At 67.7% G+C, this 23,007-nt stretch carries 21 protein-coding genes; 12 read left to right on the top strand and 9 right to left on the bottom strand.

Annotation, left to right across the window (positions count from 1 at the left end; translation table 11 throughout):
* Positions 1–26: 26 nt before the first annotated feature.
* Positions 27–1,349: a phosphotransferase gene (locus QFZ46_RS15865; RefSeq protein ID WP_307363173.1), complete on the top strand. Its 1,323-nt coding sequence runs from the start codon at positions 27–29 to the stop codon at positions 1,347–1,349.
* Here the strand turns inward: QFZ46_RS15865 and QFZ46_RS15860 are convergent.
* Entirely contained in the window at positions 1,295–4,798 is a 3,504-nt protein-coding gene (locus QFZ46_RS15860) for an ATP-dependent DNA helicase (protein WP_307363172.1), read from the bottom strand. The two genes, QFZ46_RS15865 and QFZ46_RS15860, sit on opposite strands and share 55 nt — an antisense overlap.
* A complete protein-coding gene (locus QFZ46_RS15855; RefSeq protein ID WP_307363171.1) occupies positions 4,795–8,085 on the bottom strand; it encodes an ATP-dependent helicase in 3,291 nt (1,096 codons plus the stop codon). Before QFZ46_RS15855 ends, QFZ46_RS15860 begins: the two co-directional genes overlap by 4 nt.
* Positions 8,086–8,246: 161 nt before the next feature.
* Here QFZ46_RS15855 and QFZ46_RS15850 point away from each other — a divergent pair, with 161 nt between their 5' ends.
* Positions 8,247–8,471: a DUF3107 domain-containing protein gene (locus tag QFZ46_RS15850; protein WP_307363170.1), complete on the top strand. Its 225-nt coding sequence runs from the start codon at positions 8,247–8,249 to the stop codon at positions 8,469–8,471.
* 6 nt (positions 8,472–8,477) lie between these two features.
* Positions 8,478–8,765: a hypothetical protein gene (locus QFZ46_RS15845; RefSeq protein ID WP_307363169.1), complete on the top strand. Its 288-nt coding sequence runs from the start codon at positions 8,478–8,480 to the stop codon at positions 8,763–8,765.
* Between the two features lie 40 nt (positions 8,766–8,805).
* Here QFZ46_RS15845 and QFZ46_RS15840 read toward each other — a convergent pair whose 3' ends face one another.
* Complete coding sequence (locus QFZ46_RS15840; RefSeq protein ID WP_307363168.1) at positions 8,806–9,516, bottom strand: ferritin-like fold-containing protein; 711 nt, start codon at positions 9,514–9,516, stop codon at positions 8,806–8,808.
* A 185-nt stretch (positions 9,517–9,701) separates the two neighbouring features.
* Between QFZ46_RS15840 and QFZ46_RS15835 the strand changes: the two genes are divergently transcribed.
* Positions 9,702–11,216, top strand: coding sequence for a DEAD/DEAH box helicase (locus tag QFZ46_RS15835; RefSeq protein WP_307363167.1), 1,515 nt, complete (start codon positions 9,702–9,704; stop codon positions 11,214–11,216).
* Positions 11,217–11,279: 63 nt separating this feature from the next.
* Here QFZ46_RS15835 and QFZ46_RS15830 read toward each other — a convergent pair whose 3' ends face one another.
* A complete protein-coding gene (locus QFZ46_RS15830; RefSeq protein ID WP_307363166.1) occupies positions 11,280–12,170 on the bottom strand; it encodes a PHP domain-containing protein in 891 nt (296 codons plus the stop codon).
* Positions 12,171–12,282: 112 nt separating this feature from the next.
* Between QFZ46_RS15830 and QFZ46_RS15825 the strand changes: the two genes are divergently transcribed.
* Positions 12,283–13,299, top strand: a complete 1,017-nt coding sequence (locus QFZ46_RS15825) for an endonuclease/exonuclease/phosphatase family protein (RefSeq protein ID WP_307363165.1) — start codon at positions 12,283–12,285, stop codon at positions 13,297–13,299.
* 1 nt (position 13,300) lies between these two features.
* Here the strand turns inward: QFZ46_RS15825 and QFZ46_RS15820 are convergent, their stop codons facing one another.
* Positions 13,301–13,690, bottom strand: coding sequence for a DUF3054 domain-containing protein (locus QFZ46_RS15820; protein ID WP_307363164.1), 390 nt, complete (start codon positions 13,688–13,690; stop codon positions 13,301–13,303).
* A 36-nt stretch (positions 13,691–13,726) separates the two neighbouring features.
* Between QFZ46_RS15820 and QFZ46_RS15815 the strand changes: the two genes are divergently transcribed.
* The 3 genes from QFZ46_RS15815 (at position 13,727) to QFZ46_RS15805 (ending at position 16,421) form a co-directional block, all read left to right on the top strand.
* A complete protein-coding gene (locus tag QFZ46_RS15815) occupies positions 13,727–15,124 on the top strand; it encodes an aminopeptidase P family protein (RefSeq protein ID WP_307363163.1) in 1,398 nt (465 codons plus the stop codon).
* A complete protein-coding gene (locus tag QFZ46_RS15810) occupies positions 15,097–15,729 on the top strand; it encodes a YdcF family protein (RefSeq protein ID WP_307363162.1) in 633 nt (210 codons plus the stop codon). The genes QFZ46_RS15815 and QFZ46_RS15810 overlap by 28 nt, the downstream gene beginning before the upstream one ends.
* Before the next feature lie 98 nt (positions 15,730–15,827).
* The gene (locus tag QFZ46_RS15805; RefSeq protein WP_307363161.1) at positions 15,828–16,421 is read left to right on the top strand and encodes a LysM peptidoglycan-binding domain-containing protein; all 594 of its coding nucleotides are present in this window, start codon (positions 15,828–15,830) and stop codon (positions 16,419–16,421) included.
* 50 nt (positions 16,422–16,471) lie between these two features.
* Here the strand turns inward: QFZ46_RS15805 and QFZ46_RS15800 are convergent, their stop codons facing one another.
* From QFZ46_RS15800 to QFZ46_RS15785, 4 genes are all read right to left on the bottom strand, one after another.
* Positions 16,472–17,137, bottom strand: coding sequence for an SDR family oxidoreductase (locus tag QFZ46_RS15800; RefSeq protein WP_307363160.1), 666 nt, complete (start codon positions 17,135–17,137; stop codon positions 16,472–16,474).
* Positions 17,138–17,156: 19 nt separating this feature from the next.
* Positions 17,157–17,804: an alpha/beta hydrolase family protein gene (locus tag QFZ46_RS15795; protein ID WP_307363159.1), complete on the bottom strand. Its 648-nt coding sequence runs from the start codon at positions 17,802–17,804 to the stop codon at positions 17,157–17,159.
* Positions 17,801–18,583, bottom strand: a complete 783-nt coding sequence (locus QFZ46_RS15790) for a DUF4870 domain-containing protein (protein WP_307363158.1) — start codon at positions 18,581–18,583, stop codon at positions 17,801–17,803. The genes QFZ46_RS15795 and QFZ46_RS15790 overlap by 4 nt, the downstream gene beginning before the upstream one ends.
* 70 nt (positions 18,584–18,653) lie before the next feature.
* A complete protein-coding gene (locus QFZ46_RS15785) occupies positions 18,654–19,424 on the bottom strand; it encodes a general stress protein (protein ID WP_307363157.1) in 771 nt (256 codons plus the stop codon).
* 67 nt (positions 19,425–19,491) lie between these two features.
* Here QFZ46_RS15785 and QFZ46_RS15780 point away from each other — a divergent pair, with 67 nt between their 5' ends.
* The 4 genes from QFZ46_RS15780 to QFZ46_RS15765 are packed head-to-tail and all read left to right on the top strand — an operon-like array spanning position 19,492 to position 23,006.
* Positions 19,492–20,757, top strand: coding sequence for a magnesium transporter MgtE N-terminal domain-containing protein (locus QFZ46_RS15780; RefSeq protein ID WP_307363156.1), 1,266 nt, complete (start codon positions 19,492–19,494; stop codon positions 20,755–20,757).
* 2 nt (positions 20,758–20,759) lie between these two features.
* Positions 20,760–21,317: a DUF1003 domain-containing protein gene (locus tag QFZ46_RS15775; protein WP_307364634.1), complete on the top strand. Its 558-nt coding sequence runs from the start codon at positions 20,760–20,762 to the stop codon at positions 21,315–21,317.
* A complete protein-coding gene (locus QFZ46_RS15770; RefSeq protein WP_307363155.1) occupies positions 21,314–22,471 on the top strand; it encodes an Mrp/NBP35 family ATP-binding protein in 1,158 nt (385 codons plus the stop codon). The genes QFZ46_RS15775 and QFZ46_RS15770 overlap by 4 nt, the downstream gene beginning before the upstream one ends.
* A 31-nt stretch (positions 22,472–22,502) precedes the next feature.
* Positions 22,503–23,006 carry a YcxB family protein gene (locus tag QFZ46_RS15765; protein ID WP_307363154.1) on the top strand — a complete coding sequence of 168 codons (504 nt, stop codon included), beginning with the start codon at positions 22,503–22,505 and terminating at the stop codon, positions 23,004–23,006.
* Position 23,007: the final 1 nt, after the last annotated feature.

Below are 23,007 nucleotides of genomic sequence, written 5' to 3'. Positions count from 1 at the left end.
CACCCGGGCGGACCTACTCTGGGGGCATGGCACGGTCTCCCTTTACTCTAGCGGCGGCGGTCACAGCCGCACTGTCCGGGGCGGAGGTCGTCGGCGCACGAACTCTGACGGCTGACGGCGACGGTCGGTTCGATTCTGCGGTCGTGACCCTCGCTGACGGGCGCGAACTCGCGATCCGCGTCGGCGACGACGACGAGACCGCACGAGAACTCGCTGCGGAGTCGCTGGCTCTGCGCGCGCTGACCGCTGGCGCGCGAGCCATGCTCCCCTTCCGCGCGCCGGAATACATCGGAGAGACCCGTCTCGCTGACGGCCGTGCGCTCGTGACGGAGCTGCTGCCCGGTTTCCAGATCGAAGCGGGGCACGTACCAGGTGGTCGCGGCGCAGCCGAGTCGATGGGGGCATCGATCGCAGCGGTGCATGCGCTGCCGGCCTCCGTCGTGCGCGGCGCCGGGCTCCCAGCCCGCAGCGCCGAGGAATCGCGCGAGGAGATCCGCCAGCTCGTCGATCGTGCGGCGGCGACCGGCCGTATTCCCGCTCGGCTCACGGTGCGCTGGCGTGAAGCCGTGGATGACGACGAACTGTGGCGTTTCGAGTCGGCTGTGACGCTCGGCGGCGTGCAGGCCACTTCGTTCCTGTTCGACGACGACCCAGAACGGGGCCCGGCAGTCGTCGGCGTCGTGCACTGGCACGGACTTTCGCTCGGGGATCCTGCCGTGGATCTCGCCTGGCTCTCATCCGCGACGGATGCTGCTGGTGATGTGCACGCGGCCTACGCGGAGGCGTCCGACCGGACACCGGACGGTGCCCTGGCGCTGCGCGCGCGACTGCTGGCGGAACTGGAGTTCGCGCGTTGGCTGGTGCACGGCGATTCACTGCACCGCAAGGACATCATGGACGACGCGGCTGCGCTGCTCGAAGCACTGGCCGAAGGACTGCGCGAGAACGATCTCTCGGTCATCGCTCAGCGCAGCGAGGGCGTCGATTCCGCGCTGGACGCGCTGGGACGAGTTCCCGAGACGGCGGCAACGCGGGTCAACACCGCCATGGAGACCGACGCCTACAACCCGCAGGACCTTCTGCCAGGCGACACCGGGGAGGCGCTCGGAGGCGATCAGACCAGGGGCGGAACGAACGACGAAGATGCGTTCGTGGGCGACTCCACCGAGGACCTCAGCGAGATCACGAAGTCGGACCTGCGTCCGCGGGATGATGCCGCCGACTCCGGATCAGAGGCGCTGTGGACCGACAAGACAGGGACGGACCCGAGTGCGGCCGATCCTGCGGATGAGGCTCAGCGTGCCGCGCGCGCTGCGCTCCAGCGCTGGACGAGTTCCTCCTCCGAGTAGACCCGGTCACCACGGATGACGAGATCGTCCGCGACGTAGTAGAGCGCGACGTCGATCTCCTCCAGAGGTACGCCGAAGCGGCGGTGGTAGGCCAGGCGATACAGCGCGAGCTGCAGCATCCGCTCTTCACGCTCTGCGGCGTTCCGGGGCGCCTTCCCGGTCTTCCAGTCGACGATCTCGATACGTCCGTCACGATCCTCACGGCGGTACACGGCATCCAGCTTGCAGATGACGATGTGGCCTTCGCCCGAGCTGCTCGCGATATCGCCTTCCTCGGTATCAGCACCGAGTTCGTCGGTGTCGGCACCGAGTTCGTCGGCGCTGGCACCGAGGGCGAAGTCGATCTCGATCTCGACGGCGATCGGCTGACGTGCGGCCCATTCGCTCCGCTCGAAGATCTCACGCAGGCGCTCCAGATCGGCCTCGTCAGAGGCAGAGACGCTCCACGGATCCGGCTGTTCCTCGTCCGAGTCCCACAGCGCGCTCTCCGGGCCGGCACCGGCTCCGACGAGGCCCGATCGATGTTCGACCCAGGCGTGGAACAGTGTGCCGAGACGCGTCTGACGGTACGGCCGCTCTGGCATGGGTCTACTGAGCCCTCTCACCGTGGCGTCGAAGTCCGTCACATAGTCCTTGAACTTCGACGCGGGCACGCGAGTGGGCGGGTCGACGCGAATTCCACGCTGACGCTCGGCCCGTTCGGCGAGCAGTCTTTCCAACTGCCTCGTCGGAACGACATCCCCGTCGACATCGCGCACCAGCGCGGCAGCGGACTCGACCACGGCACGTCGACCACCCAGCGGATCCAGCGGCCACACGCTGGTCTTCCCCTCCCCTGCATACGGGTTCTCGTCATCGTCGACCGCGGAGATGGGCTCCAACCCCAGCACCTCGATCGCCTCACGCAGGTACGCGCTGGCTTCGCGAGGATTCTTCTGCCCGGCCCAGTGCGCTCCGGTCAAGAGCAGATCAGTGCGCGCCCGCGTGACCGCGACGTACGCCAGGCGGCGCTCCTCCTGCTGCTGATAGTCACGGTAGGCATCCTTGAACACCGTGAGGGCCCCCGGGGCGGCTTTGCTCCTGCTCGTCAGCGAGGCCACGCCTGCCTTGATCCGCTTCTCCGGATCTGATTCGCCGACCGCCGGCGGTTCCCACTCGAAGCGAGGCAACGCCGCGTTGTCTCCACGCAGTGCGAACGGCAGCACGCCGAACCCGAACCAGCCAGATGTGTCGGTGGGCCGGGAGGGCAGCTCTCCTTCGACGAGACGCACCACGGCGACGGCATCCCACTCGAGGCCCTTGGAACCGTGGATGGTGAGCAGTTGCACGACGCCGGGCTCTGGCGGCTCCGGCCGGGGCATCAGTTCGTCTGTGCTCTCGGCCTTGTCGAGCCAGGCCAGCAGGGATCCGATGGTGCCACGGTCATCGGCAGAGAGGAATGCGCGCACTTCATCGGCGAAAGCGCGAAGTTGAGTCGCGGCCACGCGTGCGGGCCCGCGCGTCTCGTTGGCCGCAAGCTCGATGTCGAGACGGAGCTCCGCCTCGATCAGGCGGATGAGCTCTGGGATCGGCTGACCGGATGCGCGTCGCAAGCGCTCCAGCATCTCCCCCGCCGTGCGTATCCGCGCGCGACCTTCCGCAGTGATGCCCTGGATGAGCCGATAGTCGTCGCGGAGCCCGCGCACGACATCGACGGCGTCCACGATCGACACGGCTTCGTCGGCGCCTCGCGAGGAGCGGATGCGGGCGCGCAGTTCGTCCGGCAGCGGCAGCAGTCCGCTGTCGCGTCTCGACAGCTCGGACGCGAGGTCGTACAGGGCGCCCATATCGGCGAGACCGATGCCGAATCGCGGCCCCACGAGCAGGCGGATGAGTGCGGAGCCCGCGTTCGGATCATGGATGACACGCAGGGCCGATACGACGTCGACGACCTCCGGCGTGGTCAGCAGACCACCGAGGCCGAGAATGCGGTGCGGTATGCCCTTCGCCGCGAGGGCCTCGGCGAACGTCTGCATGTGCCGTTTGGACCGGAACAGGATCGCCCCGGTGTGTGGCGTCCCCCCGGGCGTCGGAACCGCCGCGTGCGCGGCACGGCGCTCGACGAACCACTCCGCGACCTCCGCCGCCTCTTCGTGCACCGTGAGCGGATAGCGGATGCCGACGGCGCCTGTTCCGGCACCGGGGCGCGGCTCCAACGGCGGAACGTCGAGTCCCGGGCGCCTCAGCGGCTCGAGCACACGGTTGGCAATACCCAGAATGGATGTGTCGTTGCGCCAGCTCGTCATGAGACTGAAGTTCTGCGCCGGGGCGTCGTGAGCGAACGTGCGAGAGAACGCGTAAAGGTTGTCTGCGCTGGCGCCACGCCAGCCGTAGATCGACTGATGCGGGTCCCCGACCGCCATGACGGCCGCGTCTCGGAACACCTCGGCGAGGAACTGGGTCTGGATCACCGAGGTGTCCTGATACTCATCCAGCAGGACCACCCGGTGCTGTTCGCGCAGATCGGCCCGCACATCGGGTGACGATTCGACGATGTCATAGGCTCCGCTCACCTGATCGGCGAAGTCGAGCACGCCTCGGCGCTGCTTCTCCGCGATGTACGCACGTACGAGCGCGGCGAGCGTCGGGAACGCGAGCAGATTGCCTGTGACCTTGGCGATGTCGCCGTTGCCGCTGTACGGCTCGAACGCCGTCGCGTATTCGCGGGCGATCCGCTCCGCACTGCTCAGCTCAGCTCGGTGATCGAGCACGTCGCCTGCGAGGCGCTGCACCGCGTCGACGACGGTGCCCACGGCGTACTCGATGCCTTCCAGCTCCGGCAGATCGGCGCGCAGCACGACCTCGCGGGCCAGCATCCAGGATGCCGCCTGGCTGAGCATGGCGGCGTCGGGATCGCGGCCGATCCGTGCCGCATGCTCACGCACGATCGAGTCGGCGAACGCGTTGTACGTCGAGACGCGAGGGCGGATCATCAGATCCTCCGCGCTATGCGGCGATGTCGGCTCCCATCCGGTGTCGAATCGCTCGGCGAGCTTGCCCAGCACGTGGGTGCGCACCAGCGCGCGCTGCGCCCCGGCCGACGCTTCTTCTACACGGCGCAGCAACCCTGAGGCGACGATCTCCGGAAGATGCGGCAGAAGACCACGCCGCCCGTACTCGTCGATCAACGCGAGCCGCGCTGCGATGCGCTCGGCCAGCTCGCCGGCGGCCTTGCGCGTGAACGTCAGCCCGAGGATCTCGTCGCGGCGCACATGCCCGTTCGCCACGAGCCAGACGACGCGGCCCGACATCGTCTCGGTCTTTCCGCTGCCGGCCCCGGCGACGACGAGCGCAGGAGTGGGCGGCGCTTCTATGACGCGCTGCTGCGCAGGAGTGGGCGGGGGCTGACCGAGTGCCGCTGCGACGTCGAGAGCCGAGAGCCGTGGGCCCTGGTCATTCCAAGACGTCATGCACTGACCGCCGGCACGGTATGGATGCGGCACGGATGCACACGCCATTGCACATCGGCGCAGTGCGCTTCGACGTGGGCGGTGAAGCTGTCACCCGACATCCCCCTGGCCGCGGATACGAGCCTGCCCAGGAACCGTGTGCGTGCATCGCCCTGCAGAGTGTGCTGGTGCGCGACTCGGTAGTCGCTTCCGGAAAGCGTGTTGGCGACGAGCAGCAATCTGGCGCCGGCGAGCGCACCGGCATCAGCGCCGTCGATCAATCCCTGTTCCACAGCGATCTGATATGCGGCGAGCTGCGCGTGCTCTTCGACCTTGGCATCCGTCGCCGGCTCGTTCTTGCCGGTCTTCAGGTCGACGACCACGACGCGTTCCCCGTTCAGTCCCTCGGCCATGTCGGCCCAGCCGCGGCCACGAGCGGCCGCATGCTCGCCTGCGCCGGATGGATAGACCTCGACCCGATCGATGAAGCCGTGCACAACGGCCCGATTCGGGCCGTTCACCTCGTCGCCGACGTGCACAGCGGGCGGCACCTCTGCCGCTGTGTCGACGAGGGAGTCATCGGCACCCGGCACTTGTCCGGCAGCCGCGACCTCGACGGCGAAGCGGAACTCCACCTCGCTCGCGAGTACCCGTCCGCGATCACTTGCCGCCTCACCGAGGTACGAATGCAGTCGTTCGATGTAGAGATCGGCGCGGCGTCGCTCCTTTCGCCCGATCCACTCGGTCTCGAAATCGAGCTCCGGCCAATGCTCGGCGACGACGGCGCGCAGCTTCTCAAGATCGCCGTCCGGGACAGTCTCCATCGCCTCGTGGATGATCGTGCCCATTCCGGCGGACGGCGGCAGCACAGTGTCCCCGCCGAGGGCTGAGATCGCCCAGTTGAGTTCGCATTCCTCGAACGACTCCATCTTCGACGGCGAGACCCGCGCGGCCTCGACCGACAGATCGTGCAATGGAGCGGACGTCGACGGCGAGATGATGCCGTACCACTCCTGCGGGTCCGCGCCGGGGACGCTCTCGCGTGCCAACACGGACAGCTGCTCCGCGGCGTCCGCTCGCGCCCCCGGGTCGATCGAACTCGTGAGCGTGCGCCGATGGCGGGCGACGAGACCGCGCAGGGTGAGTGGATGCTCCGCCGCCGGATGCGCGGATGCCGGTGGTGGCTCCGGCAGGAACGCGAAGAACGGGCTCGGGCCTGTGGCGTCGTCATCCACCGCAGTGACGACGATGCGAGAGCGCGCCCGGGACAGCGCCCTCACGAAGAGCCTCAACTCGTCGTGCAGGGCGTCGCGTCGCCGGTCGAGAACGCCGGGCGCCGTCTCGGGCTCGCCCGTGCGGGCTGCGACGACGGCGTCGGCGAGACGCCAGGTCTCCAGCAGTCCTCCGCGCAGCCGCACGTTCGGCCACACTCCGTCTTGCACACCGGCGACGACGACCACGTCGAACTGCGTGCCCAGCGCCGTGGCCGGTGTCAGCAGTGTCACAAGTCCAGGTCGATCAGGCGTGGAGAGCGTGTCTTCCGGTACTTCGCTGTCGAGGATGTCTCGAACGAATGCCTCCGGTCGCTCGTTCGGCGTGCGCTCGACGAAACGCTTCGCCGCATCGAACAGCGCGACTAGCGCATCCAGAGCCCGCGCGGTCTCCCCGCCGCCCGGCTGTTCGGATGCCACGCGCCAGTGATGCTGCAGCTTGCTGCCGTCCAGGGCGCGTGCTCTGTCCCAGACGCGCCAGAGCAGCTCGTGGATCGTCTCCCCCGCCTCGGCCGCCGCGGCAGTCTCGGCGAGCGTCGTGGCGAAACGGGAGGCGACTCTGGCCTCAGGAGCGTCGACGAAGGTGAAGTGCACGGGAAAGGCCATGGCCTGGCGCAGCAACTCGGTGGCAGGAGTCGATCCGCCGTCGCCGAGCTCGACATGTCGCAGGCGCGCGCGCAGACGGCGAAGGCCGACAGCATCCATCCCGCCGAACGGCGAGCGCAGTGCGTCGATGAGCATCTCGGGTTCGCGGTCCTCGACCGGAGTGAGCGCGAGCCGGACGATGCTGACGATGTCGCGTACGACGCCCTCGCTGCCGAGCGGTCGCTGCACCCCGGCTGCCCGCGTCGGCACCTCGCGTGCCGCGAGCTCGGTCTCGAGCGCCGTCACCTGCCTGGTGTCGTGGGCGATCACAGCCATGTCGCTCCAAGGAATGCCGTCGGTGAGATGCCAGTCACGGAGCGTGCCTGCGATGCGGTCGGCTTCTTCGTACGGCGACGGGGCGAGGAACGCCCGCACCGGCGCGGTGAGGGACGCGGGCGATTCGGTGATCTCGGGTGCGGGGCCGGGTGCACGGCGGTGTTCGACACGACCGGCCGCACCGATCGCCTGGGTCACCGTGCGTGTCAGATCGGTGAGAGCGGACTTCTGGCGATGCGGCGTCTCCAGGACGAACACGCGTTCGAGCACCCCGGAGAGCTCATGGAACAGTTGGGGGCTCGCGCCGCGGAACGCACCGGAGGAGATGTCAGGATCACCGAAGGCGAGGACTGCGATGCCTCTCGCACGCAGCGCACGCACGACGGTGATGCCACCGCGCGTGATCTCCTGCGCGTCATCGATCAGCACGACACGCAGCGGTGCGAGCGGGCCGAGTATCGCGGGATCCGCATCGCGAAGGACGGCCGCCGCCTCGCTCAGGAGATCTGCCGCATCTCGGTAAGCGGTGCGCATGCCGGCGAGCACCGCTCGATACTCGTCGATGAAGTCGCCGGCTGCACGCCAGACCGGCCGTTCAGACGCCTGCAGTTCCTGCGGCAGCACTCCCAGTTCGGTGCACTCCGACAGGAAAGCTCGCAGTTCTGATCGGAATCCCTTCGACGCGCGCACGCCGGCGCTCAGAGTCTCGGGCCAGCGCGACGGACGACCCGACGCCTCATCCTCGAGGTCGCCCGAGAGCAGGTCGGCGATGATGCGATCCTGATCGGCCCCGGTGAGAAGCGCCGGCGGCTCGTCGCCCGCGTGGACCATCGCGCCGCGGACGAGCTGGAACGCGAACGAGCCCAACGAACGCGCCAGCGGCCCCGGTGTCGCCTGTCCGATGCGGACGCCGATCCGATCGCGCAGCACGGTCGCCGCCTGACGGTTCGGTGTCAGCACCAGCACCTCTTCGGGGGCGAGCCCGTGCGCGCCGAGGAGCGCGGCCACCCGGTCGATCAGGGTCTGCGTCTTGCCCGTCCCCGGTGCTCCGATGATGACTCCGGATGCCTCGACGGCCGCGCTGACGACAGCGCGCTGCCCGGCATCCTCTGTCATGGCATCCACGCTAGCGGGAGCTCCTGACACTGCAGAACGGCGCCACAGCCGGACCGGGGTCGCGCTTGTGCGCCCAGGGCGAAACCGGCCGGTATGCCCGATCCGGCCCGTCATCGCCGGGGTAGAGTTGGGCGCAGTCCCCGAATCTTCAAGGAGCACGCGTGGAAATCCGCATCGGCATCATCAACACCGGCCGCGAACTGAACTTCGAGACCTCCACCAGCGCGGACGACGTCCGCGCACAGGTGACCGCGGCTCTCGAGCAGAACGCCGCGCAGGTGGGCTTCACCGATGTGAAGGGCAACTCCTACATCGTCCCGACCGCGAACCTCGCATACATCGAGCTGGGTACGGAAGAGTCTCGCCGCGTCGGCTTCGTCGCCTGAGTTCCGATGTACATCGTTCTCGCACTCGTCGCCGCGTGCGCACTGGGAATCGCTGTGCACTACCTGCTGCCGCACCGCGCGCTGCGCGGCGTCGCGGTCATCCCGGCGATCGCTTCGGCGGTCGCGGCCGTCGTCTACACGCTCATGCAGTGGACGGGCATCGGTGAAGACAACGGCTGGCTGTGGCTGGCGAGCATCGGCGGAGGCGTGGTGATCTCAGCCCTCGCCGGCTACGTGATCACATCTTCTCGACACCGCTCGGATGCCGAGAAGAAGGCCGCCCTAGGAATCTGACCGGTGCGATCGCTCCGGCGAAGTTGACCGGTGCGGATGGCTACGCGGCGAGGCCCATCGCATCCATGCGCCGCGCGTGCGCGCCCATGAGCTCGGTGTAGACGGGCTCTACACGGTCCTCCTCCTCGGCGAGGCGCTCCGATCGCAGCGCTTGCCGTGCGACGAGAACGGTGTCGCCGACGAGCCGGCGCGCCCACATCGACAGCAGCGAACGCCACTCGTCGTCGGACTCGATGGTGCGCTTGAGGATCTCGACGATCTCTTCGGTGTCGTCGTCCTCGCGGAGAATGTCGGCGATACGACGTCCGGTCTCCCCATAGCTGGAAGCGAGCGCGAGATAGAAATCATCCAGCATCCCGGCCGTGATGTAGACGGCCAGAAGCGTCTCGCGAGGGCGGGCGCCGATCGTCTTGCGACGGAAGGCGTCGAGGTGCTCGCGGAACGGGAGCATCAGGTCCGTCGAGTCCTCCCCCAGGTCACGGATGACGTCGACGATGCCGCGGTGCTTGCTCAGTGCGGCGCCGGCAGCGCGCGTGATCGCCGCCTTCTCATCGAGCTCAGGAGTCGCCCTGATCAGCCGTGTCAGCGTCTCGAAGTATCCGAGCTGCAGGTATGCGGCCTGGCCGAGGAAGCGGTTCAGCTCTGGCGCGAGTTCGGCGAAGTCGACCCTCATCGCTCCACCGTCGTCTCCGCGAGCGCGGAGCGTCAGCGTGCGTCGAGGGGCATCGCGTTGCCAGAACCACTTCACCACGGATTCAGACTACCCGCGCTGACACCGTGAACACGGGTCTTCTGGCCGTTTCGCCGTGCTCGGGTAGGCTGAAGGAGTCCTGCCGTCGGAGCAGGGCCCCGCGCCTGTGGCACAAGAGACGGCGTGGATCCGTAACGTGGCGCTCTCTTCCATCCCGAAGGTCCGCCGGACAGGCAATAGAACAAGTGACAACTTTCGCTGATCTCGATATCGATCAGGACATAATCGACGCGCTCGCCTCTAAGGGCATCATCGATGCGTTCCCCATCCAGGAGCAGACCATCCCGCTCGGCCTTCCCGGCCAGGACATCATCGGCCAGGCCAAGACCGGTACCGGTAAGACATTCGGCTTCGGCATCCCGGTCGTGCAGCGCCTCGGCAAGGATCCGGAACATGGCGTCAAGGCGCTCATCGTCGTCCCCACCCGCGAGCTCGCAGTGCAGGTGTACGAGGACATCGACCTTCTGACCAGCAATCGCTCCACCAGCGTGGTCGCCATTTACGGCGGCAAGGCGTACGAGGGCCAGATCGACCAGCTCAAGGCGGGGGCGCAGATCGTCGTCGGAACGCCTGGTCGTCTGATCGACCTCGCCGGCCAGCGTCTGCTCGATCTGTCGAACGCGACCGAGGTCGTGCTCGATGAGGCCGACAAGATGCTCGATCTCGGCTTCCTCGCCGACATCGAGAAGATCTTCCAGAAGGTGCCGGCAGTCCGCCACACCCAGCTGTTCTCTGCGACGATGCCCGGCCCGATCGTCGCGCTGGCGCGTCGGTTCATGTCGAACCCGATCCACATCCGCGCCAACGACCCCGATGAGGGCCTGACGCAGGCGAACATCGAACACCTGGTGTACCGGGCGCACTCCCTCGACAAGGACGAGATCATCGCCCGGATCCTGCAGTCCGAGGGTCGTGGCAAGACCGTGGTCTTCACCCGCACGAAGCGAGCGGCCCAGCGGCTCAACGACGAACTCGGCGACCGCGGGTTCAACGTCGGCACGGTGCACGGCGACATGGGTCAGGAGCAGCGCGAGCGCTCGATGGCCGCGTTCAAGGCGGGCAAGCGCGATGTGCTGATCGCCACGGACGTCGCCGCCCGAGGAATCGATGTCAACGACGTCACGCACGTCATCAACCACACGATCCCCGACGACGAGAAGACGTATCTGCACCGCGTCGGTCGCACAGGCCGTGCGGGCAAGACCGGCATCGCCGTGACGTTCGTCGACTGGGAGGACCTGCACAAGTGGGCCCTCATCAACCGCGCCCTCGACTTCGGTAAGCCCGAGCCTGTCGAGACCTACTCGTCGAGCCCGCACCTGTTCGAAGAGCTGAACATCCCCGTGGGCACCAAGGGTCGCCTGACGACGGCTCCGAAGACCCAGTCGGTGAAGACGCAGCGCGCGCCACGTCCGGAGCGTGCCGCGGATGTCGCCGCCGAGCAGGGTTCAGGAGACGGCACCACGCGTCGCCGTCGCCGCCGCCGTGGCGGCTCCGGAGACCAGGTCGGTTCGACGTTCGTCGAGGGCGCGCCTTCCGAAGCTCCCTCGTCGTCGGATGCTGCACCCGCAGTCGAGCGCGACGCAGAAGGCGCCGGCACGCACGACGGCAAGGGCGGCGAGCACCACGACGGCAAGTCCGCTCCTCAGCGTCGACGCCGCCGTCGTCGCTCGGGCGGTGCAGCGCCGGCGGGCGCGTAGGACAGTTCTTTCGAGGGGGCGGATGCTGCGGCATCCGCCCCCTCGCGCGTTCACGGGCGAGACTCAGGCGTACCGCGGATCGGTTCCGGTCGCACGATCGATGATGCGCGCGACCATCGCGTCAGACGTGGTGTTCTCGCCCGGCAGGTTCGGCTTGCCGGCACCGTGGTAGTCGCTGGATCCCGTCACGATGAGGTCGTGTTTCAGGGCCACGTCGCGCAGAATCTTCTTTCCCTGTTCCGTGTTCTCGCGGTGATCGATCTCGAATCCGCCCAGCCCCGCGTCGATGAGACGCTCGATGAACGCGATCGGCATCATCCGGTCGCGGCCTGTTGTGACGGGATGAGCGATCACCGCCACTCCTCCGGCTCGCGTGATGAGGTTCACCGCGCTGAGCGGATCGGGCGCGTAATGCGGTTCGTAGTAGCCCTCCCGCGGATGGAGAATGCCGTCGAAAGCCTCACCGCGGTCGCGGACGATGCCGCGGGCGATGAGGGCATCCGCGATGTGCGGGCGCCCGACCGTGGCATCCCCAGCCGTCTGTGCGACCACGTCATCCCAGACGAGGTCGTAGTCACGGCCGATGTTCCGCACGATCCGCTCGGCGCGACCGATCCGGTCGTTCCGAATCCGATCGGTCTCGGCGCGCAGTGCCTCGTCGTCGGGGGCGAACAGATACCCCAGAACATGCACGCTGCGCCACTCGTACTTCGCCGACAGCTCCATGCCGGGGAGGAAGGTCACGCCGAGGGACGCCGCGGCCTTCGACGCCTCGTCCCATCCTGTGCTGCGGTCGTGGTCGGTGAGGGCGAGCGTTCGGATGCCGTGGGCGTGAGCCTGGCGCACCACTTCGGCCGGGCTCTCGGTGCCATCCGAGTGATTGGAGTGCAGGTGCAGGTCGTTGGGCCCTGAGAACCTGTTCGCACCGGTGCTCGGCACCGCGTCATCCGTCATCCTCCGAGCGTATCGCGGCGCTCCGGGGCAGGTCCGCTGCCGTACAGCCCAGGCGCGGCGCGCGGACCGTCGGGCCAGAGGTTTCACAGTGTTCGCCCGTAGGCTTGGAGGGATGTTTCGACTCCTGGGGATCCTGCTGACGGTACTGTTCGCGATCGCGACGGCGATCATGGTGTGGCCGCAGTTCTTCCACCTGGAGCAGACCTTCCCGTTCGCCCAGGTCGTCGCCGTGCGCGGCGCGGTACTGGCCGGTCTTCTCGCGATCGCAGTGCTCTCGCTGCTGCTGCTGTTCGCACGACCGCTGCGAGGGTTCGCCGCATCCATTCTCATCGTCGCTCTGCTCGGTGGGGCGGCGATCGGTGGGATCGGGGTGATGCGCGGCTTCGGCACGGGTTCGCTCCCGGAGAAGACCGACGAGAGCGTTCGAGTGCTCACCTGGAACACCGCTGGCGAGGCGGTGTCGGCGGAGACCATCGCCGATGCGATCCTGACGCAGGAAGTCGACGTCGTCACGCTCCCCGAGACCGCGGAATCCGTCGGCGAACGCATCGCCGTCATGCTGCGCGAGCAGGGGCATCCGATGTGGGTGCACCATGTGCAGTTCGGTGATGTGCCCAACGGACCGCAGGCGTGGGAGACCACGATCCTCATCTCACCGGACCTGGGCGACTACTCGGTCATCGGATCGTCGGAAGACGGCACGAGCAACACGAGCTCCGTGCCGAGCGCCGTCGTGATGCCGGTGAACGGCTCTGGACCCACGATCGTCGCCGTGCACGCGGTCGCACCGCGCAAAGAAGCGATGTCGCGCTGGCAGTCCGACCTGCGGTGGATCGCCGACCAGTGCCCCGCCGGGGACGTCATCCTCGCCGGCGATTTCAACGCGACGATCGATCACATGGCCGCGCTCGGAGTGAATGGCGGCGATGTGGGCAACTGCCGGGATGCGGCGAGCCGCACCGGTACCGGCTTCACTGGCACGTGGCCGGAATCATTCCCCGAGTTGCTCGGCGCGCCGATCGACCACGTCATGGCCAGCCAGAACTGGCAGCCGACCGGTTCGCTCGTGCTGGATGCGGCCGGCAGCGATCACCGCGCGCTGGTGGTGCAGCTGGAGCCCGCCGGCTGATTCACGATCGGGCGGTATCGCGCACTCGCCGCACCAGCGCCAGAACCGCACGCCAGCCGACCAGGAACAACGCCAACGTCAGGGTCGCAACGATGATGAACGGCACTGCCGTTCCCTGGCCGCTGAGCGAACGCAGCACCAGCCCGACGACGACCGTGATCGCCCAGATCACGACGCCCGGCAGCATCCGATCGGCAGGCGCCCGTCGGATCAGCATCACCGTGTGCGCTGCGAGGACCGCGACGAGGAACGGCCAGATGGTGTTGACGAGTCCGAGGATGTCGCTGAACACCCCCTCGGCGTGCGAAAGGCGTCCGATCACGCAGAACACAGCCACCAGGATCACGTCGATGACGATGGTGAGGGCAACGGGTACGCGAAGCGCGGTCATGTTCCCCAGCCTAGGTCGGAGTGAGAGACTGGATGCATGAACAACGGAGAGAGCGACACGATCGCCGAGGCCCCCGTCACGAACCGCAAGCAGCCCTTCCCCCGCGGTTTCCTGGACACGATCTCGACCGGCTGGGCAGAGCGGCCCGAGTCGATTCCGACTGCCCGCCCCCAGGCGGCATACGCGGCCGCCCGGCGCGCGAAGGTCTCTGAAGCCTTCCCCGGCAAGCGGATCGTCATCGAAGCGGGCTCGCTCAAGCAGCGCAGCAACGACACGGATTACCCGTTCCGCGCGCACTCCGCGTTCGCGCATCTGACCGGGTGGGCCACGGACACCGAGCCGGATTCGATGCTGGTGTTCGAGCCGACGGATGCCGGCCATGACGTCACTCTGTACTTCCGTGAGCGCGCGGATCGCACCACCACCGAGTTCTACGCCGACGCGACCGTCGGCGAGTTCTGGATCGGCCCCCGCCCATCGCTCGCGGGCGTCTCCGCCGATCTGGATGTCGCGACCGATCACCTCGCCGCCTTCGAGGTTGGCGCAGACGATGTCGCACTCGGCGATGCGGATCTCGAACGCGTGGTCTCCGAACTGCGCCTTGTGAAGGACGAGTACGAAATCTCCGAGATGCGTCGTGCAGTGGAGATCACGGCACGCGGATTCGACGACATCATCCACGCGCTGCCGGAGGCTGCCAAGCATGCTCGCGGCGAGCGCGTGGTCGAAGGCGTATTCCACCGTCGCGCGCGCGAGGACGGCAACGGCGAGGGTTACGACACGATCTCGGCATCCGGCCCGCACGCCTGCTATCTGCACTGGACGCGCAACGACGGCGCTGTCGCCCCCGGTGACCTGATCCTCGTCGATGCCGGCGTCGAGGCCGACAGCCTCTACACCGCCGACATCACGCGCACACTGCCGGTGAACGGCAAGTTCTCCGATGTGCAGCGTCGAGTGTACGAGACGGTGCTCGAGGCGGCGGATGCGGCGTTCGCAGTGGCGCGTCCTGGTGCGAAGTTCCGTGACGTGCACGAGGCCGCCATGGCGGTCATCGCCAGGCGCGTGGCCGAGTGGGGTCTGCTCCCGGTGACCGCGGACGAGGCGCTCGATGCGGATGCCGGCGGCCAGCACCGCCGTTACATGGTGCACGGCACCTCGCACCATCTCGGCATCGACGTGCACGACTGCGCACAGGCGCGCCGCGAGATGTACTACGACGGCGTGCTCGAGGCGGGCATGGTCTTCACCATCGAACCCGGGCTGTACTTCCAGATCGATGACCTGACGGTTCCCGCGGAGCTGCGCGGCATCGGAGTGCGCATCGAGGACGACATCCTCATGACCGAGGACGGCGCTGTGAACCTGTCGGCGGACATCCCTCGTGCTGCGGATGACGTCGAGGCGTGGATCGCGCGGGTGCAGCAGCGCTGATGGGCTCCCGCCGGATGCCGGTTCGGCTGCTGCGTCTGAGCGCTGTGTCGTATGCGGCGCTTGCGGTGTGGGCGGAAGTCTCGCATTGGCGATCGAGCAACCGGATGCTGGGCACGCAGGCGAGCGCCGGCACGACCGATGCCGTCGTCGTGCTCGGCTATCGCAACCGCGGCGCGAACGCGAACATGATCAATCGCTACCGAGTGCGTGCCGGCATCCGGTCATTGTCGCTGACGGGTGACAGCACTCTCGTGCTGTGCGGCGGGTCGGTGGCAGGTGACGTTCCGGAGGCCGTGCTGATGGAGCGGTATGCCCATGACGTGCTCGGATACACAGGGCGTATTCTGCTGGATCCCGACAGTCGCTCGACCTGGCAGAACGTCGAGAACGCCATCCCGCTCATCGAGCACGCCGGCGCGATCAAGATCGTCTCCAACTCCCCGCATGCGGAAGTGGCGCGCGAGTACCTGTGGGCCCAGCGCCCCGATCTCGCGCAGCGGCTCGTCCGGGGCGATGAGCATCGCTTCGGTGAGATCGTGCCGATCAAGATCGCCGCGACTTTGCGGGCGGTCTGGTACCGGTGGAGGGGCGAGCGCAGCGCCTGAGAACTCCGAGTTCGATCTAGGCAGCGACACCTCCAGCACTCTACGCTCAAGGGCATGAGCCAGACAGAGACTCACCCCGCACCGGATATGCGCTGCGGATGACCCTGGACACCGGAGCCAAGATCGGTACGGGGATCTCTGTGATCGTCATCGCGGGCCTCATCGCCTTCGCCGTCGCGCCCATGCTGGCAGGCACCTCGACACCTGCCTCGGCACCCACCTCCGCTGCCGTCACGGCGAGCACCGCGGAACCCGAGCCGGCGTCTGCCTCGGCACCGCCCGCCGTGCCGGACACCGCCGATGTCCCGCAGGGATACGTGGACCTCGGTAACGGCACCTTCATCCCCGGCGGCGGGCCGGGCGATTGCACGTCATCGGCGTGGATCGAGATCGCCAGTTACGACGGCAAGGAGATGACGGTCAGCATGCTCGGCGCAGACCTGGTCGACACGGGCCCGCGCGAATTCGCGGTCGGCGAGGTCGCCTTGGACGATGAGGGCCGACCGATGACCTACACCGTCGCTCCGGGCGACGTGCTGACGCGGATCGCCGACCGATTCTGCATCTACAACGGCGGGATGCTCGGCACGATGAACAACTACCTGCCCGGCAACGCGATCCAACCCGGCGACGTACTCGCGCTGCACGCCGACTACGCGACCGACTTCGTCTACCCGTACCCGATGGAGTGAGCTCGCTGAGCTGACGCTTCAGCAGACAGGAACGCGCGGACCCGCCGACCTCAGTAGCGTGCCGAGAACCCACCGTCGGCGTGCAGAAGCTGTCCGGAGACCCAGCGGCCCTCATCCGACAGCAGGAACGACACGAACGCCGCGATGTCGGCGGGCCTGCCGATCCGGCCGAGCGGATGCGCCGGAACGAGTTCTGCCGCAAAACCCTCCCCCATCCATCCGGTGTCGATCGGTCCGGGGTTCAGGACGTTCGCCGAGATTCCGAGCGGTCCGAGCTCGCGCGCTGCGGAGATCACGAGCCGATCCAGAGCCCCCTTGGACGCCCCATAAGGAAGGTTGCCCGTCGTGTGGTCGCTGGTGAGCGCGACCACCGCACCACCACCTGGAGGGACCTGGCGTGCGAAAGCAGCGATGAGCAGTAGGCTCGCACGCGCGTTGACGGCCACGTGTGCGTCGAAGCTCTCTGCGGTCGTGTCGAGGATGCCGGAGTTCACATCGTGCGCATGGCTGAGCACCAGCGCGCTGATCGGTCCACGATCGCGAGTGACTGCGGTGATCAATTCGTCCGGCCCCGCGTGCGTGGAGAGGTCGCAGGGGTAGTCGGCTTCCGAGAGGTCGCTCGTCGCGACCTCCCAGCCATCGGAGACGAGGCGCGGCACGATGCCCGCGGCGATGCTGTTGGCGCGAGCTGCGCCGGTGACGAGAACGAGGGACATCACGCCATGCTACGAGACCTCAGAGCTCGGCGAACTCCGAGACCACCGGCGCCAGCGACGCGCCCACCTCCGCTGGCGGGCGTTTATTGCCCTTCACCTCGAACGAGTGCCCGCCACCGTCGATCCACCGCACATGAGGGTCGACGCACGTCGCGACGACCTGCTCGAACTGCGACAGCGGCTGGATGAAGGGATCGTTCGACCCTTCGACGAACAGCTGCGGCACGGTGATCGCCGGCAGATGCTCGGCGCGGGGCTTCTCGGGCCGTCCCGACGGGTGCAGCGGATAGCCGAGGTAGATGAGTCCATCGACGTGCATGCCCTCGGCGACCGCCATCGATGCCATCCGACCGCCGTACGACTTGCCTGCCGCCCATAAGGGCACGTCCGGAGCGAGCGCGCGTGCGTGCGCGGACGCCGCACGCCACGCCGTGATCGCGTGGGCGGCCGGTCCCGGCATCCGCCTGCCCTGCTCCCGGTACGGGAAGTTGAACCGCAATGTCGAGAAGCCGGCCGCGTTCAGCGCGTCCGTGAATCCGATCAGGAACGGATGATCCATCCCCGCGCCTGCTCCATGAGCCACGACGATCGTTCCGCGCTCAGAAGCCTGTACCCACTGCGCCGAGACGGTCGCAGTGCCGTTCGGCAACTCGACGTCGAACTTCACGACCGGATGTAGGGGATGGCGAACGGCACCTGGAGAACCTTGCCGCCGGACGCTTTCACAGTGCCGACGATGACGAGCACGACGTGCAGGATCGACACCGCGCAGTAGACGGTGAACGGGATGCCGAGGGGGAAGAATCCCGTCATGCCCTCCTCGCCGGCGAACTGCACCAGCACGATCACGTGGATGATGAGCAGCACGATCGACACCGTGAGGTACGTGAGCGCCCAGTTCGCCGCGGAGCGGGCATTCTGCCGTGCGACGTCGCCTTTTCGCGCGACCGAGCCGTACACCGACGCCATCACGACCGCGGACACGATCCCGCTCAGAAACGGTATCCCGATGAAGATCAGGAAGCCGAGCGCCCACGAGAGCGTGCCCGTCGAGGGTTTCGGCTGCGGGTATCCGTAGGCCCCCGGTGCACCATAGGGAGCGCCCTGAGCGTACGGCTGGCCGGTGGGATACGGCTGCGGCACCGCCGGGTACTGCGGCACTGCAGGGTACTGCGGCGCCTGAGCTCCGTAGGGAGACTGAGCCGGAGGCGGCGACACCGGAGCTCCGTAGGGAGGCTGTCCCGGCACACCGTACGCCGGCTGCGGCGGAACACCGTACGCAGGCTGCGCCGGGGCACCGTAGGGCGGCTGCGCGGGTGTAGCGTACGGCGGCTGCGCGGGTGTAGCGTACGGCGGCTGCGCCGGAGCGCCATACTGCGGCTGGCCCTGCGCAGGCGGAATCACTCCGCGCTGCGGGTCGAAGTCGGAGTCATCAGGCGTGCTCATGTGTGTTCCCTCCCGCGGTCCGTCCCGCGACGCCGATCAGGGGCTGTCGCCGGTCGTACCGTGTCGTCCCTCAGGCCTTGTCGTCGTTGTTCCGCTCATCCGCCGGCTCTGCCTCCGGCGCGTCGGTGCCCTTCGGCTCTGCCGCAGATTCCACCGGAGCCGAAGCATCCACCCGTTCTCCGTACCGCGGCGCGGCGTCGGTCGGAGTGGTGACGACGGGTGCGGGATCCGCCGGACGCGGCGGAACCACATGTCCGCCGATGCGCTCGCCCTCGGTCTGGTCGCGTGCAGCGCTCTTGTCATCCGACCCCGGTGTGACGCGCTCACCGTACCGGGGCGGCTCATCGAGATTCGCAGGCGGACGCACAACAGTCGTGCGCTGATCGCCGACGACCTCGCGCGCCTTCGCCAATGACGCCGGCAGCACAGTCACCTCGTAGTGGTCTGCAGCGAGCTGCGTGACGCTCGCGAAATCACGGCGCCGACGAATGATCGCATATGTGATGAGGCTCATGATCATGCCGAGCGCGACGCCGATGAACACGAAGCCGACGAAAAGCTGGATGGGCACGTCGGGGTTGCCGATCACCAGGATCGCCGACAGCAGAAGTCCGATGAGCACGCCGTTCACGGCTCCCGAACGGGCGGCGGCTGCGTAACCGAGCCGGCCGGTGATCCGCTCGATCGTACGCACGCCCTGCCCCACGATCGCGATGTCCCGTGCCGGAACTTCGCCGGAGATCAGCTTCGACACCGTCTTCTGTGCTGCCTCATAGTCGCGGACAGACGCGACGGTCTCTCCCACGGCTGTACCTGCAGCTGGGCGGTTCAACATGCTCATCTGCCCATTGTTCCACGCGGCGCCCTCGCAAGCCCGCGATCCACAGGCCGGAGACTACGCTGGAAGCGTGAGCACACAACGGGTTTTCGTCGCGCGCCTGGCCGGCTGCGCCGTCTTCGACCCCGTGGGCGACCGGCTCGGCAAGGTCCGAGATGTCGTCATCGTCTACCGAAGTACGGGCTCCCCGCGAGTGATCGGGCTCGTCGTAGAGATTCCGGGTCGCCGCCACGTGTTCATGTCCATCGGCCGCGTCACCTCGATCCGGTCAGGGCAGGTCCTCACCACCGGCCTCATCAACGTGCGTCGCTTCCAACCGCGACCAGGTGAGGTGCGGGTGCTGGCCGAGCTTCTCGGTCGCCGTGTCGAACTCACCGACGGCAGCGGAAACGCGGTCATCGAGGACGTCGCCATCGAGCCGAACCGTCTCGGCGAGTGGAGCGTCAGCCAGTTGTTCCTTCGCAAACCGAAGACCAGCGCCTCCCCGTTCGCCAAAGGGCCGACGACCTTCGCCGCCTGGAACGAGGTCGCCGAGAAACGCGCACCAGGCGAGTCTCAGTCCGCCGAGCAGCTCGTCGCGTCGTACTCCGAGCTGCATGCCGCCGACCTCGCGACGACCCTCCTCGACCTGCCGCAGCAGCGCATGATCGAGGTCGCCGGTGAACTCTCGGACGACCGACTCGCGGACGCGCTAGAGGAGATGCCGGAAGACGAACAGGTGCACATCCTCGACGGTCTCGGCGACGAGCGCGCCGCAGACATCCTCGACCAGATGGAGCCCGACGACGCCGCCGACCTGCTCGCGCAGCTGCCGAAGACCCGCCTCGAGCAACTGCTGGGCCTCATGGAACCGGAAGAGGCCGAGGACGTGCGCACGCTGTTGCGTTATGGCCCTGACACCGCCGGTGGCCTGATGACGACCGAGCCCATCATCCTGTCCGCGGATGCCACGGTCGCCGAGGCGCTCGCGCTGATCCGTCGACACGAGCTGCACCCGGCTCTGGCGGCGGCGGTGTTCGTCACCCTCCCCCCGTTCGAGACTCCGACCGGACGCCTGCTGGGCGTCGTGCATTTCCAGCGGATGCTGCGCTATCCGCCTCATGAACGTCTCGGCGCGATCGTCGACGAGACGATGGAGCCGATCTCCGTGACGGCATCCGCCATCGACACGGCTCGGCTGCTGGCCAGTTACGACCTCGTGTCCCTGCCGGTCGTGGACGCCGCGAATCGTCTCGTGGGCGTGGTGAGCATCGATGACGTGCTCGATTACCTGCTGCCGGATGACTGGCGTACGCAGGATGCGGATGCCGACGCCGTGCCAGAGGGAGGTGCGTGATGATGGCCAAGGCCGATCGTTCCGCGCTCGATGCCCCGCTCGGTCGAGGAAGCACGCGCCAGCGCCCCACGTCTCGCGACCGTTTCGGCAGGTTCACCGAGTGGGTCGCTCGCGCCATGGGAACCCCCGCTTTCCTCCTGATCCTCACACTGTTCTGCGTGGCGTGGATCGTCTGGAACACGCTTCTGCCCGAGCAGTTGCGCTTCGATGACGCCGCTCTCGGCTTCACGGCGCTGACCCTGATGCTCTCGCTGCAGGCGTCGTACGCCGCTCCCCTCATCCTGCTCGCGCAGAACCGGCAGGATGACCGTGACAGGGTGCAGATCGAGCAGGACCGTCAGCGCGCCGAGCGCAACCTCGCCGACACCGAGTACCTCGCCCGCGAGATCGTCGCGCTGCGCATGGCGCTGGAGGAGCGCAACAATCAGGCGGTGACGCGCGACGTTCTGCGCCAGGAGCTCAAGTCGATGCTGGCCGATCTCGACGACGAACGCGACGACGACGCCACCGATCCGAGAACCGGTCCCGCCACGACCAGGCCGAACAGCCCGCGCACATGACCCTCGAAGACCGCGTGCGCCAAGCCGTCGGCGCTGTGTCGGATCCCGAGCTGCGCCGTCCGATCGGTGATCTCGACATGCTCCGCGACATCACCGTCGTCGGCGCGCACGCCAACGTCGGGATCGCGCTGACGATCGTCGGATGCCCGGCCTCGGACCGCATCGAGAGCGACGTGCGCCGCGCGGCGGCATCCGTCGCCGGCATCTCCGAGGTCACCGTCGACCTCGGAGTGATGACACCGACCGAGCGCAAGGCGCTCACAGAGAAACTCCGCGACGGCCGGCCGGCGCGACAGATGCCGTTCGGGCCCGGTTCGCTGACGCGCGTCATCCTCGTCTCCAGTGGCAAGGGCGGCGTCGGCAAGTCGACCCTCACTGCCAACCTCGCGGTCGCGCTGGCCGAGCAGGGACTCGCCGTGGGCCTGGTCGACGCCGACGTGCACGGGTTCTCGATCCCCGGCCTGCTCGGAATCCCGGCGGGCACGCAGCCGACGCGCATCGATGATCTGATGCTGCCGCCGGTCGCCCACGGCGTGAAGACCATCTCGATCGGCATGTTCCTTCGAGACGGTGAAGCCGTCGTCGCCTGGCGCGGGCCGATGCTGCATCGCACCGTGCAGCAGTTCCTCACCGATGTGTTCTTCGGCGACCTCGACGTGCTGCTCATCGACATGCCACCGGGCACCGGCGACATCGCGATCTCGATCGGCCAGATCCTCCCCCACGCCGAAGTCCTCGTGGTCACGACGCCTCAGACCGCAGCATCCGATGTCGCGATCCGCAGCGGACTCGTCGCCAGGCAGACCGGCCAGCGAGTGATCGGCGTCGTCGAGAACATGACCGCGTTCACGCTTCCGGACGGCACTGTGGTCGATCTGTTCGGTTCGGGTGGCGGCGCAGAGGTCGCCGCCGCGCTCTCGCAGCCCGCATCCGGTGGGCAGCCGAACTCGGAAGCGGAGCCGGTGACAGAAGTGCCTCTGCTCGCTTCCATCCCGCTCAGCCCCGCGCTGCGCGCAGGCGGTGACATGGGCATCCCCGTCGTCCTCGGCGAGCCGAAGGATGCCGCAGCACAAGCCATCCAGGCGTTGGCCGACACGCTCGCACATCAGGGCCGCGGACTCGCCGGCCGTTCTCTACCGATGTCGCTGTCGTGAGAGAGATGCGTCAACATGAAAGACTTCTGAGGTGACCAGCGATTCCGCTCCCCGCTCGATGCTCGTCGATCCTGAGCTGCTCCGGGGCATGACCGCGGATGCGACCATCTATTCGCTGACCCGCCCCCTCGCCCTGGTCGCTTACACCGCACTGCTCGCAGCCTTCGTGCTCAACGCGATCGTGCTCTCCATCGTCGGCGGAGTGGACGATGAGCAGACGACGACACTGACGTGGACACTCGTGGCGATCGCGGCGTTCGCCGTCGCGTCCATCGTGTTCACACGAGCGCAGGTGCGGCGGGCCATCACCACGGCCATGCCGTCGGGGTCCTCCGTAGGAGTGAGCCTCGGCGAGGAGACGATCAAGCTGTTCGCGAAGAACGGCGTCTCCGACATGGCGTATTCCACGTTCCGCGCCGTCCGTGTGGGGCGGCACGCGGCGATCCTTCAGCTCCGCGGCGCCTCGATCGTCACGGCTGTGCCTCGCGCACTGCTGAGCGATGCCGACATCACCAGGCTCAAGTCGAAGATCTGAG

Origin of the sequence: Microbacterium murale, assembly GCF_030815955.1 — a bacterium.
Lineage (GTDB): Bacteria > Actinomycetota > Actinomycetes > Actinomycetales > Microbacteriaceae > Microbacterium > Microbacterium murale_A.
The sequence above is the reverse complement of the archived record's forward strand: the minus strand, read 5'-3'. Positions and strand labels throughout refer to the sequence as shown.